Below are 16,636 nucleotides of genomic sequence, written 5' to 3' on the forward strand. Positions count from 1 at the left end.
AACGACTTTGCCATGAAAACGTTAATCATCACACTGCTATTTTTACTTTTTTCAAGCAATATTTATGCTAATTACTGTACTAAAAATACTGATTTAGACTCAATTGTAGTAAATATTGGTAAAAGGAAAAAAATTGTTCTTTGGGGCGAAACCAAGGAGGATTTAAAGGCTTTAGAAAAATATGATTTGAATAGAATTGTGGTGCAAATGAACCAAGATTTAGACGAAATGCCAACAAATGTACGTCGTAGTTTTAGACAAGATTTTGAAGGCAATTCCTACACAAAAGAAACTACTTACCAACGAGAACTCGAAGGACTTACCTCTTGGCAACGTCTCAAAAGAAATACTTATTTAAACCTTTCTTTTGGGTTAAGTGCAGCCAATTATTTACAAATCAGTAGCAATACTTATAATCCTTTCAAAATGACGGAACAAATTTTTCGTCAGAACTTCCTTACTTCACCAAGTCTGAGTGTGGCTTTGATGCGACAAGAAAGTTTTACTCGAACAGGACATAAAGAAATTGTGCTTCGCTATGGCATCGACCTGAGTTGGTATCATTTACAAAGTATTAGCACCAAACGAACGGCTAATTTACTTCGCCTTAATAGTCTTGATAATACAAAGTACGATACCGTTGCAGTGTATCGACCAGCAAAAAATGGAGGAAATTATTATACTATCGAAAATTTAATTGCAGGTTCTAATGCCCAAAGAGAAGTAGCTCCAAATACCTCTAATCAATCCCTTTTTTATACTGACTTTAAAATTGTACCTACAATCAACTTTTATGGTCAAAACAACAGAAAGACTTTCAATTTTGGCATTGGTGCTTATATAGGTATGCTTTTGCAAGGGAGTAGGAATTTTAAAGAAATAAAGGCACTTAACCAGCAAGAAACAAGAGTAAGTATCAAAAATCGAGAAAATCCATATCGTTATGGTATTATTCTGAATATGGGCTATGGTGTTGTAAACCTATTTTTGGAAGCAGATATTAAGAATGTATTCTTGAATAAACAAGATAGAGGTATTGCTACACAAAATCTTACTACTTTTGGGCTGAGATTTGGGAGATAATCTCTCAATAACAGCTTAATCGAATGTAAACTTAATTATTAAGGCAAAAAAATGAAGATATTTACTTTTTCTTTGATTCTGATTTTATCGTTTAATGTTTTTGCACAAGTAAAAATCAAAAAAAGGGTAGTAAATACCAATCTTGCTTATTCTGAAAAATTTTATGTTTTAGATACAAATAAAAATATCCGTCATGGCGAATATTTCAAAATATCAAATGATAACTCAATTTTAGAAAATGGGTATTATGAATTTGGGAAAAAAGTTAAAAATTGGCGTTTTTTTTCAGAAAACACGCTTTTTTTAACTTATAATTTTGAAGCCAAAAAGGTTGTTAATTATAAAAATGTGGAAGATTCCGTAATAGTGAAGGTTGGCGATAAATACTTAAAAATTTTTCCTGACATCCCCTTGTTACCGATAGCTTCATTTGTTGAAATTTACAGCCTTATCATGAATAATAGCAAGATTTTACCTTTACTATACAGTAGAGAATATATGCACAATATATTGATTTTTATTGATAAAGAAGGGCATTTTATAGAAGCTAAACTGAATATTCCTGAGCAGAACAAAACATCAAATATTAAAATTGATGGTATTGAATCGATTAATTGGGTTCCACCTATGATTGGTAGCCAAGCCTTTGATTCTGTTTTTGTTTTAAAATTAAAGTAAGCTTTTGTGAAACAAAAAATCCGTTGTCTTTGGCTTCGCTCAGACAACGGATTTTATATTGTGGTGGTTGAGCGAAGTCGAAACCACCAACCAAGATCCTATTTATACATCACTTTCTTTACTGCATCAATCGTACGTTTTACGTTTGGCAAAGTTGCCTCGATAAGCGTTGGAGCATAGTGAAGTGGAATATCCATGTTATTTACACGAATCACTGGAGCGTCGAGATAATCAAAAGCATTGCGTTGAATATTGTATGTAAGTTCCGAAGAAATAGCAGCCAATGGCCACGCTTCTTCAACCACTACACAACGGTTTGTTTTCTTAACAGAATTTATAACTGTCTGATAATCAATCGGTCTAACTGTACGAAGGTCAATAAGTTCGACTTTTATACCGTCTTTTTCTAATTCAGCAATAGCTGGTAAAACTACTCTTGGAATCATTTTTCCAAATGAAACGATGGTTACATCAGAGCCTTCTTTCATTACGTTGGCTTTGCCTAATGGAATCAAATATTCTCCTTCAGGCACTTCGCCTTTATCGCCATACATTTGCTCCGACTCCATAAAAATGGTAGGGTCATTGTCACGAATCGAGGCTTTCAATAAACCTTTTGCATCGTAAGGATTATGAGGAACAACCACTTTCAAACCTGGGGTATTAGCAAACCAATTCTCGAAGTTTTGTGAGTGTTGAGCTCCTAACTGTCCCGCATTTCCTGTTGGTCCACGAAATACGATTGGGCAAGAGTATTGTCCCGCTGACATTGACATGAATTTGGCAGCAGAGTTGATAATTTGGTCAATGGCAACCAACGAAAAGTTGAAAGTCATGAATTCGATAACTGGACGCAAACCATTGACGGCCGCTCCAACCCCGATTCCACCAAAACCTAATTCGGCAATTGGCGTGTCGATAACTCGCTTTGCACCGAATTCATCCAACATTCCTTGACTTACTTTATAAGCACCGTTGTATTCGGCTACTTCTTCTCCCATCAAAAACACGTTTTCGTCACGTCGCATTTCTTCCGAAAGGGCTTCACGTAGGGCTTCTCTGAATTGTATCTCTCTCATTTTAGCTTAGAATTTTGCAAATTTGCGGACGTAAAATTAGTACATCTACTTCTAAACTCAAAACAATTCAGTTCAAGAATTCTCATATTCCATCAAATACACAAAAAAAGCGACTGTTGAGCAACAATCGCTTTTTTATAATCGGCAAATAATTTATTTAATGTCGTTTACACTTATTGCATTTCCATGATGTACGGGTTTAAACATACCTAAGTCATAGAATAAATATGCAAGTTTGATGACACCTTTAGCATAAGTTTTAAGACTCCCATCTTTTGTTTTTTCAAAAACCTCTTTTACTTGTATCAAATAAGTATCGTCATTTTTAGCCATTGATGCCAAATATTCAATCGACCCACTTCCAAAAATTGTCTGATTTGCTATTTTTTTTCCATCTCTCAACAGCGAAACATCAAACTCTTGTACAACCAATTCTTTTTTTTCTTTTCGATCTTGCTCATAAAATGGAAATGTTTTTAGAGACAACTCCGTGTCATTCCGACCTAAAGCCAAATTGGCGGGAGCAATTTTATCATTAATCAAGCATTGTACCTTTATTAATTTCTTTTTTTCTTCCTGTGCTTGATCAATTTCTTGAACATTCTGTGCAAAAGTAAGAGCGGTGCTTAGACTCAAAACAATAGTCATTGTTTTCAATCTTAGATTGGAGAAATGTTTCATTGATTACAGCAAATCTAATTTTAAATTTCTTTTATTTAAAATTCAATCATCGGTGTATTTTCTAAGCTAAAGTTTGCTTATATTTTCACTTTAGTTGATATTTTGTTATTAAGAGGTATCAAATTGTATGCCAAACGGTTTTTCTAAGAAAAGATTGATTATTTTTGCTTGATACACCAATAAAAATTTTGTTTTAATGCTATGAAAATCCGACCAGCAATTTTGATAATTGAGAATGAAAAAATCTTGACGATGCAGTATAACTATGGGGGTCAAGATCTATATAATCTACCCGGTGGAAACTTAGAATTTGGCGAACACCTAACCGATGCTTTGGTAAGAGAAATGATGGAAGAAATGGGTATTAAAGTTTCGATTGGTGAACTGATTATGGTTGGAGAGGTGTTTTTTGCAGAACAAAAAAAGCAAACATTTCACTTTATTTTTGAAGGGGAAATTACTGCTGGTACACCTATTTTAAACCCTAAAGAAACATCTGCAATTAACATTAAATGGCTGAATATCAACGATTTAAAATCAGTCAATTTATATCCAAATATTTCAGAGAAACTCTTGCAATATTTAGAAGGAAATCTTGATAATAAATATATTGGAAAGATTGAACAGCAATGGTTTTAGCTTGCTGCTTTCATTTGGCGGATTGTTCCCGAATACAGATAAATCATTGCTAAAACAGCAAAGAATCCCATGCCTAGAAAAGCATATTTCATTCGTTCAATCTGATTTTGATAAATTTTAGCCGAAAGAAACGCCCCCAAACCAATCGCTGTTTCGAGTGAGATATACATGGTTGCTAAAGCCCTTCCACGGTTATGTTCATCACATAAATCAATTGTCCAAGCTTGTAAGATTGGCGAAAGTATGCCCGAAGATATACCAAAAACAACCGCTCCAATAACAAACATATATATATTGTCGGCGTAGGCAGTCAGAATCATTGAAATAATTAAGGCAAAACATCCCCAACGGATTACGTCAATTCGCCCATTTTTGTCTGAAAACTTTCCGGCCACAACCCTTATAAAAAGCGATGCAATAGTAAACACCATAAAATAGAAACCTTTGTTATGTAAGCCTATACTTTTGCTTAAATCTGGTGTGAGTGTTGCTACAGCACCGTAGCCAAAGTAAGTCAGAAACACAACAATAGCAGCAGGCAAAACCTTTCTATCAAAAACATCTTCTTTGGTGATTTTCAATGAATTAAGCGAAAACTTCTCTTGTTGATTCTTAGGTAAGGTTTCCTTCATATTGTACAAAATGGCAATTGAAATGAGAGCAAACATGGAGGATACATAAAACAAAACATTCATTGAAAAAGTATCAGCAATCCAACTACCAAGAGCGGGGCCAAAAGCCATTCCTAAACTACTCATCGTTCCATGCATTCCCATTGCTTCACCTCTTCGGTGTATTGGTACAATATCAGCAATATAGGCAGCAGTTCCCGTAGGCTTAAAGCCTGTCGAAAAACCATGAATTAATCTCAGGAATAAAAAAGGAAAAACCGTCACAACGATAGGATAGAAAAAACCGCACACAAAACAGACCAATGAACCAAAAGCCATCACAGGCACCCGTCCAATGCGGTCTGTAAGTCGGCCACTGAAAGGCCTCGAAAGTCCTGCTGTAACTGTAAAAAGACTGATTATCAAACCTTTATAGTCGGCACCACCTAAACTACTCAAATAATCGGGAAGCTCAGGAATAAGCATATTGAAGCTACAAAAAAACACCAAGGAGCTGATGCAAAGAAGCCAAAATTGAAGCGAGAAGATACTGTCAGATTGTTTTTCCATCTGCAAAGATACGGCTTCAATGATAAAGTTCCGAGATTAAAAATTAGTATTTTTTCAAAATTATCAAATTTTAATTTAAACCTTACGCAACCTTTTCTATCCAAACCTCCGTCATTGATTTGTAAGTCAGTTCATTTTCATTTATCCTATTCAGTATTTTTATGCAAAGACGTGTACACATTTTTATTATTTGTATCACTCTATAAAAACTAACAAAACCGAAATGAAAAGCAATTTTTTAAAAATCGCAGGATTAAGTATCGCATTAGGAATAATGGTTGTTTCGTGTAACAAGGACGACACCACCACCACCCCAACCAGTCAAGCAACAAGTGTGGTAAGTGACAGTCAAACAGCAAATGACCAATCGGAAAGTGCCTATCAGTTGGCCGATGATGCTACATTTTTGCCTTTTGGTGGAAGAAATTTTCGTGAAACAGGAGAAACACTTGACAAAGGCGATGGTCATTTCCCTTTTTTGGGTTTAGGCTGGGGAAAAGCATGGAAAGGAAAAGATGGTAATTGTGCCACAGTAACCAAAACTGTCGCTAATAATATCATTACTATCGTTTATGATTTTACTGGTGTTGCAGGTGGTGTTTGTGGAACGCAAGCTGTGGGCGGTAAAATGACCATTACGATACCTGTCAAACCAGATTCTACCTTCTCAGGAACAATGGTTAGAACTGTAACTTATGACAATTTGAAAAGAGATAGTCTTACCTTAAACGGCTCTCATACCATTACAACAACTCTTGTAAGTGGCAAAGCAACTGCCAGTGAGAAGTTGGCAACAATGACAATTTTGAATAGCAATACAGGCAAAACAATTACATATACAAGTACTCGTTCACGTAAAATTGATAATAAAGGTACAGGCAGCCGTAGTGATGATGAATCATCAGTAACAGGTTCAACTACTGGAAAATCGAGTGATGGAACTACGTTTTCAACCACTATCACCAAAGCATTGCTTACCAAAAATTCATGCTCCAACTCAAAAGGTTTTCCTGTGAGTGGCACAGAAGAAATTACAACGGCGGCGGGTGTAAAAACGGTCGTTGATTATGGCGATGGTACTTGTGATTTAAAATATACCGAAACAACCAATGGTGTAACGGTAGAAAAAGAAAAAACCAAAGGGAAAAAAGGCAAAAACTAAAGACCCTTTTGGCTGAAACATAAATCATTGTTTATCAATGTTTTATATTATTTAAAGATGAATTTTTCAATTATCATATAGAGTTAAGAGAAAAAGGTTAGTAACACGTTTAAAGGTTGGAAAGCGTTGTCAATTTTTGACAACGCTTTTTTTTCTTCATGCAAAATCGTTTTCTTTGTAAGAAAAACTAATCTTATGAAACAATACGTAATTGTAGCCCAAGATGGCAGAGATGAAGCTGCTCTTGAGCGTCGCATGGCTGCTCGTCCTGAGCATTTGGCTGGAGCGAAAGCTTTGAAAGAAAAAGGTAATTTTGTCGTAGGCGGTGCAATGCTCGACGATAACGACAAAATGATTGGTTCGGTTATGATTTTACAATTTGAAAGTGATGAAAAAATGCAAGAATGGTACGACAACGAACCTTATATCAAGGATGGTGTATGGAAGTTTGTGGAGGTAAAGCCTTTTAGAGTAGCCAATATCTAAAAGTATGATAGAAATTCTTCGAACCAATAGCGAAAACCCTGATTTTGCTCAATTGGTCATGCTTTTAGATGCTCATTTGTGGGAACAATATCCCGAAACCCAAGCTGAATATGATACTTATAATATCATTGAAACAAATAATACGGTTATTATCGCTTATAATGAAAACATAGCGGTTGGTTGTGGTTGTTTTAAAAAATTAGATGATGAAAATGTCGAAATTAAGCGAATGTATGTAAAACCTGAAAGTCGAGGTTTGGGTGTTTCACACTTGATTTTGGCAGAATTAGAGCAATGGGCAAAGGAATTAGGTTTCAAAGCGGCACTTTTAGAAACGCTATACAAACAATCTGCAGCTATTAGTTTGTACCAAAAAAGGGGCTTTAAAATCATACAGAACTATGGGCCTTATGTTGGTTTAGATAAAAGTATTTGTATGAAAAAAGAGCTTTAAGTATTCAATTTTCAGAATAAGATAGTATAAAACAAAAGTCCCGTAAAAATTCAACATTGAATCTTTACGGGACTTTTTTAATGAGAAAAATTAATCTCTTTTATTATTCTTTTTGTCTTGTTTTTCGGCACGCTTTTCCTTTAAGGTTTTAGCAGGCTCTTTTTTAGTTTCTTTTGCGGGTTTGTCTTTTGCCATAGTAGTAATATTTAGAATTTTGATGAAATTTAGGTAGAATTTTGAGATATTTTAGAAAAATGACTTTATTCTATCACTCAAAATTCACTTATTTATTTTTAACGAGCAATCTCAATCTTATATTTTTTTCCTTTCATTTTTTCTTCTCTAATCAATTGCAAAAACTCTTTGACTTTGGTACGCTTAACAGCAGCAAAAGAAGTAAAATCTTTGACTTCAATCAAGCCTAAATCTCCTTTTTCAAGTTTGCCTTTCTGCGAGAAAAAACCTACAATATCAATCTTATTAAGCTTATTTTTCTTGCCTCCACTGATATAGAGGGTTGTAAATTCGGGCAGTTTCGGTAAAGGTTTATTGGGTGAAAGCCTTAATTCTTCGAGCGAATTGTCAACATATCTTGGGCGTTCTTCTTCATAATGAAAAATCAAATAGGAAGTTCCCGAAGCGTGCATTCGAGCGGTTCGTCCGTTGCGATGCACAAATTCATGCTCATTTAAAGGCAAATGATAATGAATCACGTGTTTCATTTCTGGAATATCTAAACCACGAGCTGCCAAATCGGTCGTAACTAAGTAATTTACGCTGCCATTTCTAAACTGAATCAAGGCACGTTCACGGTCATCCTGGTCCATTCCGCCGTGATAAAACGTGGCAACAATGCCTTTCATATTCAGAAATTCACTTGTTCGCTCTGCTGCATCACGGTGATTACAAAAAATCAACGCTGATTCTGAGTTTAATGAACAAATCAAATCAAAAAGTGTATCCAATTTATCTTTTTCCTCCGAAATCACCAATTTCATAGTGAGGCTAACTTTCACTCCATCTTCAGGCAAAAAATCTAAAACCGTTGGTGTTCCTAGACCCGTAAATTCTGGAATATCAATCCCTGCCGTAGCAGAAACCAAAACTCTTTTATTAAGATTTCGTAAGCCACCAATAATAAATGACATTTGTTCATGGAAACCCAAATCTAAAGATTTATCAAATTCATCAAGCACCAAAGTTTCGATACCGTCTAAATCAAAAGTTTTTCGAGTAATATGGTCGGCGATTCTTCCTGGAGTACCTATCAATAAAGCTGGTGGAACGCTCAAATTTTGCACTTCTACCGCCATCGCATGACCACCATAGCAGACATTTACTTTGTAACCTGTGGACATTTTTTTCCAAACTTGTTCAATCTGCATCGCCAATTCACGTGAAGGTGCAAGAACTAAGCACTGAACACCTACTTTATCAGGTTTCAATAATTGCAAAACTGGCAACAAAAAACCTAAGGTTTTTCCTGAACCAGTCGGGGCTAAAAGAAGAATGTCTTTGTCATGTACGATTGCTTTTTCAGCCGATTTTTGCATCGGATTTAAAGCTTCAATGCCCAAATTTGAAAGAATTTGTTTAGTTTCCATACAACAAAGGTACAGACAAAATCTGACTGCTGAACAATTACAAGTTACGAATGACGATTTACGAATAAAATCTTTGGTTTTATTCAAATATGTAACTTAAAATATTAAAAATTGACGAAATAATTATACTTTTCAATGAATCAAAATTACAAGCTTATTGTTAAGATTCAAATAGTTAATATTCGCTTAATCACTCATTGATTCCCTATGAATTTTCAAACAATTGTCGCAGAGCTTCAAAATGACAAAATAATTCCATTTGCGATTCCAATTTTTCTTTTATCGATGTTGGTGGAATGGTATTTAGGCAAAGAAGAACATCCAGAATTATACAAAGGCAAGGACATGCTTGTATCTATTTCAATGGGTATTTTGTCAGGAATTGTTGAGTTTTTTCCAAAAGTTTTGGCTTTTATAGTATTTTATTATTTGCACGAAATCAGTCCATTGCGAGATATTGTTGGAAGACAATGGTGGGCTTGGATTATCTTATTTTTCCTTGATGATTTTTCTTATTATTGGTTTCATCGAATGAACCACGAAGTTCGGCTTTTTTGGGCAGGGCATGTACCACATCATTCTTCAATAAAGTATAATTATGGCACAGCATTAAGGCAAGGTGTAGGTGAAAGGGTGCATAAATATTTATTTTGGCTTTGGCTTCCGCTCTTAGGTTTCGACCCGTTGATGATATTTATGATGATTGGCATGAATTTGATTTTTCAATTTTTTGTCCATACCGACCTTGTACATAAGCTACCTTCTTGGTACGAAAATATTTTCAATACTCCTTCACATCACCGAGTGCATCATGCGTCCAATATTCGATATTTAGACTGCAATCATGCAGGTGTTTTGATTATTTGGGACAAAATTTTTGGAACATTTTCAGAAGAAAAAGACAGTGAAAAGCCTGTTTATGGACTAACTACAAATATTGAAACATACAATCCGATTCATGTAGCCACGCACGAATACCGTTCAATTTTACATGACATGAAAAGAGCAAAAAAATGGTCAGATAAGCTAAAATATATCTTTTATGCCCCAGGTTGGAGTCATGATGGAGAAGATAAAAGAGCTAAAACTCTGAGAAAAGAATTAGGAATTTAATTTGGCAACTTAAAATCTTCCAAAACTCTATAAGTACCAGCAGTCAGGTTTTCGAGCCTGATATGGTCAATTCTTACTCTAATCAAACTCAATACCTCGTAATTAAGTTTATAACACATTCGCCGAATTTGGCGATTTAGACCTTGTACCAAAATAATATTAAAAGTAAAATCATCTATTTGTTGTACATCACAAGGCAAGGTAGTTTTGCCCATAATTGTAATTCCATTCGACATAGTCTTGATGAAATTTTCATCAATTTTTCTATCTACTTTTACGATATATTCTTTCTCTTTATTATGCTCACTTCTGAGCATTTTGTCATAAAACGTGCCATCATTGGTAAGCAAAAGTAAGCCTTCTGATGCCTTATCAAGCCTTCCTACAGGAAAAAGTTCATCATCAAAAGGTAAAATATTTTTCAGATTATCAGAAATTGCCGTGTTCAAAGTCGTTTCAATTCCTCTTGGTTTGTAATAGGCAATATAAATCAGTTTTTTTCCTTCTTGCAAAACTTTATCTTCATAAATTACCTCATCAACTTGTGTCAATTCTATATTTGACTTTACCGAAACGCCATTGACCAAAACCTTCCCTGACAGTATCAAAGCCAAAGCATTTTTATTAGAAATTTGAAGCCTAACGACCAATAAATATTGAAGTCGATTTCTGAAAGTCATTTAGGAACGTCAATTTTTTTAATAATCGAAGGCTTTTTGTCTTCTTTCGGCCCTCTTAAATGAATAATTAATCCATCAAGAAAATTTCTAAGAATTTGGTCGCCACAAGGTTTGAAACTTGGATGCTCTTTGTCACGAAAAAATGCTCCAATTTCAGCTTTTGAAGCATTGAAATTAGCTAATTTAAGAATCTCCACAATTTGGTCATCACGCAATTGAAGGGCAACTCTCAATTTCTTTAAAATATCGTTGTTTGACATCTTGACTTTTTTGTTTGAAATGTTTGTAAAATTTAATTTTAAATGAGTGAATGATAGAATGAATGAATGAATATCAATGTACTTCAAACTCCTAAATTCTTATATTTTATGTTCGAAACTATTCTATCATTCACTCATTCTATCATTCTTAAATTAGCCTCGGCTCTACCATTACTACCTCTTCCTTCTCAACTACTACTTGACCATCTGCCAAACCCTTGGGTTTTCTGACAAATTTCTTTTGTGTAACAATTACTGGGGCAAGCGTTTCATTACGTCGTTTGGAAAAATATGCTGCCAAAGATGCTGCCGCTTCAATCACCGAATTTGGTATTTTTTTTCCTGCCTTATACTTCACCACAACATGTGAGCCTGTTGCATCACGGGCGTGTAACCAAAGGTCTTCTTTATAGGCATATTGCTGTGTAAGTACATCATTATTCTTAGAATTTTTTCCAACTAAAATCTCAAATCCTTCCACCTCAAAACGCTTAAATAATTCTTTATAACTTATAACTGCTGATTTTGAAACTTGTGCTAATTTATTGACTTTCAAATAATTACGCAATGTTTTTAAGTTTTCTGCTTCATCAATGGCTTGAATATGTGCATTAATTGTGGCTAATAGTTGCTCTCGACTTTCGATGTTTTCCATCAATTTTTCAACTTCAATTTTCTCGTTTTTTGATTTTCGATAATAATTTTCAGCATTTTTTTGAGGCGAAAGCTCAGGCTTTAATTTGATAAAAATATTTTCATTCCGATAAAAATCAAATAATTCTACACGCTCGGCACGCTCTTCTATTTGATGCAAATTTGCCATTAAAATATGCCCTAATTCCTCATTTTTCACTGCCGAATCAACCATTTCTAAGCGACGAAAAGCATCTTGCAAATAGATTTCAGTTTGCTTTTTTTCTTTGTTTAGCTTTCGTAAAATATTAACCTTCTCTTCATCAAGGGTATTTACTTTATTGTGCGAAACATAAAACGAATTGATGGCTTCAATGGCACTTGTAAACTCCTGCAAAACTTCCCCAAGAGGCAAAAGTGATAAATGTACTTCATGTTGCCATTTCACCAAATAATAACGCGGGTTTTCTAATTGTCGAACAATGATTTGTATCTCTTCCCAAGAATTATTTTCAAAGCCTAACTCACTATTCACTAATTTTCCAAACGTAGGAAACAATTTTCGATAATCTTTTCCTTGTTGAATGAAGTTCTCGTAAGATTGGTCTATTTCTCTATCTAATTGATTCATTATCAGGTTTTTATCTGCTAAAATTCTGCTATGAAAAAGTTCGATAACTTCATCGTTCTGAAACAAAATAATATTGGAACGAGTACCGTATAGCTTGAAAACTATTGAAAAATTCTGTTCAAAATTGATAGCAAAACAACGTTCATTCAAAAATTGTCGAACACCCGTAACTTCTAAATCCATCAATCGTTCAAACAAATTGACACTGTTTCTTCTGGCACGTTCAAATTTGTCAGTAAAATACAATGCCGAAAAATCAGGAAAAACCACAGCCTTCATGAAAAATTCTTTGTAATTTCGGTTTTTGCCACGAGCCGCCGCAAAACCAAAAACCAATTCGTCTTTTTCTTGACTAAAACATTCCATCAATTTCAAACCTACGATTTTGGTTTCAATCTCTTTCGTAAGCTGACGCAGGAAATAATAATTATTTTGCACGGTAAGTTTTTAAAATTGATTACAAATTACGGTATTTTGTGGGGAAGAACCAACCATAGCCTTCGACTTCGCTCAGGCAGCGGTTCAACGATGGTTGAGCGGAGCTGAAACCACCGTTGAAAAAACCACTTTTTTGCAGCAATAAAAAATAATTGTAACTTTGACAATTAAAACCCCTAATCATGTTATTACTCGGTATAGACATTGGAACATCTTCTATCAAAGCATCAGTTGTAGATGCTGATACCCAACAAGTGATCGCTTCGGCACAATATCCTGATGTGGAAGCAGCTATCTCTTCTCCCCAAGCGGGTTGGGCAGAACAAGACCCCGAAATGTGGTGGACGAATACCATCGAAGCCATCAAAAGAGTGAATGCTTCAGGAATTTTTGACCCAAAAAACATCGGTGCGATAGGTATTGCCTACCAAATGCACGGTTTGGTGATGGTTGATAAAAATAAAAAAGTGCTTCGTCCGTCAATTATTTGGTGCGATAGTCGTGCTGTACAAATTGGAGAAAAAGCCTTTTCCGATATTGGCGAAGATGTTTGTTTGAATCATTTATTAAATTCCCCTGGCAATTTTACTGCCTCAAAATTGGCTTGGGTAAAAGCAAACGAACCACATATTTACGAACAATGTGATAAAATCATGTTGCCTGGCGATTATATTGCCATGATGCTGACTGATGCCATCACTACTTCGAATTCTGGCCTTTCTGAAGGTATTTTCTGGGATTTTCAGGCCAACGAGGTTTCAATTGATGTGATGGACTACTATGGTTTTGATGAAGATTTGATTCCTGAGATAAAACCAGTTTTTAGTAATCACGGAGAAGTAACAAACGAAGTTGCCACACTTTTGGGTATAAAGGCAGGTATTCCTGTTACCTATAAAGCAGGCGACCAACCCAACAACGCACTTTCATTAGATGTATTAGAACCAGGGGAAATTGCCGCAACGGCAGGTACTTCGGGCGTAGTTTATGCGGTAAGCGACCAGATTTCTTACGACCCAAAATCTCGTATCAATTCATTTGCTCACGTCAATCATCAATTAGGTGGCGAAAATAGAATTGGCATCTTACTTTGTATCAACGGCACAGGAATTTTGAATCGTTGGGCTAAAGAAAATTTCGGTGGAAATTTGAGTTACATTGAAATGAATCAACTGGCAGCACAAGCCCCAATCGGCAGCAATGGGCTTTTGGTAATGCCTTTCGGGAATGGTGCTGAGCGAATGTTGAATAACAGAATTTTAGGAGCATCTTTCCAAAACCTTGATTTTAATCTTCATTCACGAAGCCATATTTTCCGTGCGGCACAAGAAGGAATTGCTTTTTCACTACATTATGGTTTTGAAATCATGCAAGCCAATGGTGTAGTACCAAAAGTAATTCGTGCAGGAAATGCCAATATGTTTTTGAGCGATATTTTTAGCAATGCTTTGGTGAATGTAACCAATACACCTATCGAGCTATATGATACCGATGGAGCAAAAGGTGCGGCGTTAGGAGCAGGCTTTGGTGTAGGAGTTTATAGTTCGCCAAAAGAAGCAATGAGCAAACTCACCAAACTAAAAGTGATTGAACCAAATTCTGCTCAAGTAGCTGATTATCAAGTGGTTTATGAGAAATGGAAGGGTATTTTGGAAGGATAAGTTCCCGAGTAACTGTGGCACACTTTCGAAGTGTGCCACAGTTTGTTTGTTTTATCCCGCATGAAAACATTTCCTGCATCGGGCTTCATAAGAATCTAATTCGCCAAGCATTACTTGTTGTTCGTTGGCTACTTTTCGGTAAGAATAGTTAGCTATTTCGCCACAAACTACACAAATGGCGTGTACTTTCGTAACATATTCGGCTATCGACATTAAGGCTGGCATTGGTCCAAATGGCACACCTTTAGAGTCCATGTCAAGTCCAGCCACGATTACACGCTTACCATTTTCGGCCAATTTATTTACTACATCTATAATGCCCTCATCGAAGAATTGAGCTTCATCAACGCCAACAACTTCACAGTCGGAAGTCATTAATAAAATTTCATTAGAAGTATTCACTGGTGTAGAACGAATAGTGGTCTGATTATGAGAAACGATGTCACTTTCATGGTAACGAACATCAATGGCTGGTTTGAAAATTTCAACTTTTTGTTGTGCAATTTTTGCACGTTTCAAACGACGAATCAATTCTTCGGTCTTTCCCGAGAACATTGAGCCACAAATTACCTCTACCCAGCCCGTTTTATTATTTTGACCACGCCCTCTTTTTGGTTCGATAAACATTATTTTATTATTTTTTTCGTTCTTAGTAAAACTGGCAATAAAGTTGCGGTAAATTTGTGTGTAGCTTTTGGCTATTAGCATTTAGCTATTAGCTTATTTTTATTTAACTATCTGACTATTAGTAAAGTATAAAATCAATTGCAATTACAAATTATTTTTGAAAAGCTAAATGCTAATCGCTAATAGCCAAAAGCTAAGAAGCCAGCCGCTAATAAAATACAAAACAAACGAATTTACAAATGTCGAACAAATTGAATTTGTCCGCCGTCGAACGGTATAGTAAGGCTTATGCCTCCAAAGTATGTGATGAGTTTTTCGCTGAAAATAGCAGTATTACAGGTAAACAAATCCTTTCTTTGTCAAATATTCAGCAAATTAATATGCTGACTATCAAAGCTTTATTCGACAAATGGCAAGCTGATACACAACGCCTAAGAAGTCCTTTTTTTGATTTTGGAGCTGCTGAAGTTCAGCAAGCTCTAAAGAATTTTATGAATACCGTTTCACAACATATTTCGGTAAAACGTGAACATTTTGAACCTCTTTTAGTCGATTCTATTGGTGAAACTTTGGTATTAATTCTTGAACCTCAAACTTTTTATAAAGAATTGATGAGAGATTTACCAAGTTTTCGCTTTAGTCAAGAAAACTTAGTGCCGCTCATCAAATACATTTTAATCAACAAAGATGTTTTACCAAAATTAGCTGAAAAACTTAATGGTCAGGAATTTGTTTTTGCCAATCAGGCTATGGCTTGGCTTGAAGAAATGCCTCTAAATATCGAAAATCCCGATAAATATTTAGCTCAATTTGCTGAAAAAGTACCTATTCCTGAAGAATTGGTACCTTCAAAAGCAGCACCTGTTGAAAATCAAGCATCTAAATCATTTTTCGATTTTGAAGTAGCAAATGTCATTCCGCAAAAAATTGAAATTCCTCAGCCAAAAGTTGAGCCAATTGTTGAAAGAGTCGTTCAAAGGGTTGAGCCTGTGGTAGAAAGTGATGTAGAAATTGCCCCAGTTATTAAAAAAGAAGAGGCTATTTTCGAGCAAAAACTTGAATCTGTTACTGCACGAGTAAATGAACCGATTGTAGAGAAAATAACTCCAAAAGAACCCGAAAATGTAAGATTGAATGATAAATTGGGTGGCGAACAAAAAACATTAAACGACAATACTCAATCAAATAAATCGGTTTTAGATTATCACCAAAATTCACGCATTGAAGGAATTACAGGAGCTATTTCCCTCAATCAACGCTTTTTGTTTACCAATAATCTATTTGGTGGAAATATTCAGGCTTTCTCTCATGCACTCGAAGAACTTGAACTTTGCAAAGATTTCGGTGAAGCTAAAGAATTAATTCTGAAAAAATATGTTCCTCGTTATATGTGGGATATTACTGGTGCCGAAGCAGAAGAATTTATTGATATTATCAAACGAAGATTTAACTAAATAGTCAATTTTTATAAAAGTTTTATAGCAAAAAGGAATAAGGTCAGACCTTATTCCTTTTTTATTTGTCAATTTATTGATAATTCTTTATT

17 protein-coding genes are annotated in these 16,636 nt (G+C 35.2%); 9 read left to right on the forward strand and 8 right to left on the reverse strand.

Features of this window, described 5'->3' with window-relative positions; all coding sequences use genetic code 11:
* Positions 1-12: 12 nt before the first annotated feature.
* Both ACQUQZ_RS21185 and ACQUQZ_RS21190 read left to right on the forward strand, forming a co-directional pair.
* Positions 13-1,083, forward strand: a complete 1,071-nt coding sequence (locus tag ACQUQZ_RS21185; RefSeq protein WP_435357090.1) for a hypothetical protein — start codon at positions 13-15, stop codon at positions 1,081-1,083.
* 51 nt (positions 1,084-1,134) lie between these two features.
* Positions 1,135-1,761: a hypothetical protein gene (locus ACQUQZ_RS21190; RefSeq protein WP_435357091.1), complete on the forward strand. Its 627-nt coding sequence runs from the start codon at positions 1,135-1,137 to the stop codon at positions 1,759-1,761.
* A 98-nt stretch (positions 1,762-1,859) separates the two neighbouring features.
* On the opposite strand, the gene ACQUQZ_RS21195 is transcribed toward ACQUQZ_RS21190, so the two are convergent.
* Positions 1,860-2,840 carry a pyruvate dehydrogenase complex E1 component subunit beta gene (locus ACQUQZ_RS21195; RefSeq protein ID WP_435357092.1) on the reverse strand — a complete coding sequence of 327 codons (981 nt, stop codon included), beginning with the start codon at positions 2,838-2,840 and terminating at the stop codon, positions 1,860-1,862.
* Positions 2,841-2,993: 153 nt separating this feature from the next.
* Positions 2,994-3,521, reverse strand: coding sequence for a hypothetical protein (locus ACQUQZ_RS21200; protein ID WP_435357093.1), 528 nt, complete (start codon positions 3,519-3,521; stop codon positions 2,994-2,996).
* A 201-nt stretch (positions 3,522-3,722) separates the two neighbouring features.
* On the opposite strand from ACQUQZ_RS21200, the gene ACQUQZ_RS21205 reads away from it, so the two are divergent.
* On the forward strand, positions 3,723-4,160 hold the full coding sequence (locus ACQUQZ_RS21205) for an NUDIX domain-containing protein (RefSeq protein WP_435357094.1): 438 nt from the start codon (positions 3,723-3,725) through the stop codon (positions 4,158-4,160).
* Here ACQUQZ_RS21205 and ACQUQZ_RS21210 read toward each other — a convergent pair.
* A complete protein-coding gene (locus tag ACQUQZ_RS21210; protein ID WP_435357095.1) occupies positions 4,157-5,341 on the reverse strand; it encodes an MFS transporter in 1,185 nt (394 codons plus the stop codon). The two genes, ACQUQZ_RS21205 and ACQUQZ_RS21210, sit on opposite strands and share 4 nt — an antisense overlap.
* Positions 5,342-5,564: 223 nt before the next feature.
* Between ACQUQZ_RS21210 and ACQUQZ_RS21215 the strand changes: the two genes are divergently transcribed.
* The 3 genes from ACQUQZ_RS21215 (at position 5,565) to ACQUQZ_RS21225 (ending at position 7,443) form a co-directional block, all read left to right on the forward strand.
* A complete protein-coding gene (locus ACQUQZ_RS21215; protein WP_435357096.1) occupies positions 5,565-6,503 on the forward strand; it encodes a hypothetical protein in 939 nt (312 codons plus the stop codon).
* A 195-nt stretch (positions 6,504-6,698) separates the two neighbouring features.
* Positions 6,699-6,989 carry a YciI family protein gene (locus ACQUQZ_RS21220; protein ID WP_435357097.1) on the forward strand — a complete coding sequence of 97 codons (291 nt, stop codon included), beginning with the start codon at positions 6,699-6,701 and terminating at the stop codon, positions 6,987-6,989.
* Between the two features lie 4 nt (positions 6,990-6,993).
* On the forward strand, positions 6,994-7,443 hold the full coding sequence (locus ACQUQZ_RS21225) for a GNAT family N-acetyltransferase (protein WP_435357098.1): 450 nt from the start codon (positions 6,994-6,996) through the stop codon (positions 7,441-7,443).
* 293 nt (positions 7,444-7,736) lie between these two features.
* Here the strand turns inward: ACQUQZ_RS21225 and ACQUQZ_RS21230 are convergent, their stop codons facing one another.
* Positions 7,737-9,047 (reverse strand): DEAD/DEAH box helicase, encoded by a 1,311-nt coding sequence (locus ACQUQZ_RS21230; RefSeq protein WP_435357099.1) that lies wholly within the window; start codon positions 9,045-9,047, stop codon positions 7,737-7,739.
* A 207-nt stretch (positions 9,048-9,254) separates the two neighbouring features.
* On the opposite strand from ACQUQZ_RS21230, the gene ACQUQZ_RS21235 reads away from it, so the two are divergent.
* Positions 9,255-10,160, forward strand: a complete 906-nt coding sequence (locus ACQUQZ_RS21235; protein ID WP_435357100.1) for a sterol desaturase family protein — start codon at positions 9,255-9,257, stop codon at positions 10,158-10,160.
* Here ACQUQZ_RS21235 and ACQUQZ_RS21240 read toward each other — a convergent pair.
* The 3 genes from ACQUQZ_RS21240 to ACQUQZ_RS21250 form a co-directional block, all read right to left on the reverse strand.
* A complete protein-coding gene (locus ACQUQZ_RS21240; protein WP_435357101.1) occupies positions 10,157-10,840 on the reverse strand; it encodes a pseudouridine synthase in 684 nt (227 codons plus the stop codon). The two genes, ACQUQZ_RS21235 and ACQUQZ_RS21240, sit on opposite strands and share 4 nt — an antisense overlap.
* Entirely contained in the window at positions 10,837-11,100 is a 264-nt protein-coding gene (locus ACQUQZ_RS21245; protein WP_435357102.1) for a DUF1456 family protein, read from the reverse strand. The genes ACQUQZ_RS21240 and ACQUQZ_RS21245 overlap by 4 nt, the downstream gene beginning before the upstream one ends.
* A 148-nt stretch (positions 11,101-11,248) precedes the next feature.
* Positions 11,249-12,802 carry an NFACT RNA binding domain-containing protein gene (locus ACQUQZ_RS21250; RefSeq protein ID WP_435357103.1) on the reverse strand — a complete coding sequence of 518 codons (1,554 nt, stop codon included), beginning with the start codon at positions 12,800-12,802 and terminating at the stop codon, positions 11,249-11,251.
* Between the two features lie 182 nt (positions 12,803-12,984).
* Between ACQUQZ_RS21250 and ACQUQZ_RS21255 the strand changes: the two genes are divergently transcribed.
* Positions 12,985-14,463, forward strand: coding sequence for a xylulokinase (locus ACQUQZ_RS21255; protein WP_435357104.1), 1,479 nt, complete (start codon positions 12,985-12,987; stop codon positions 14,461-14,463).
* A gap of 51 nt (positions 14,464-14,514) precedes the next feature.
* On the opposite strand, the gene ACQUQZ_RS21260 is transcribed toward ACQUQZ_RS21255, so the two are convergent.
* Entirely contained in the window at positions 14,515-15,090 is a 576-nt protein-coding gene (locus ACQUQZ_RS21260; protein ID WP_435357673.1) for a thymidine kinase, read from the reverse strand.
* 239 nt (positions 15,091-15,329) lie between these two features.
* On the opposite strand from ACQUQZ_RS21260, the gene ACQUQZ_RS21265 reads away from it, so the two are divergent.
* Positions 15,330-16,544, forward strand: coding sequence for a hypothetical protein (locus tag ACQUQZ_RS21265; RefSeq protein ID WP_435357105.1), 1,215 nt, complete (start codon positions 15,330-15,332; stop codon positions 16,542-16,544).
* Positions 16,545-16,636 lie beyond the last annotated feature (92 nt).

Origin of the sequence: Emticicia sp. SJ17W-69, assembly GCF_051209875.1 — a bacterium.
In the GTDB taxonomy this organism is placed as follows: domain Bacteria; phylum Bacteroidota; class Bacteroidia; order Cytophagales; family Spirosomataceae; genus Emticicia.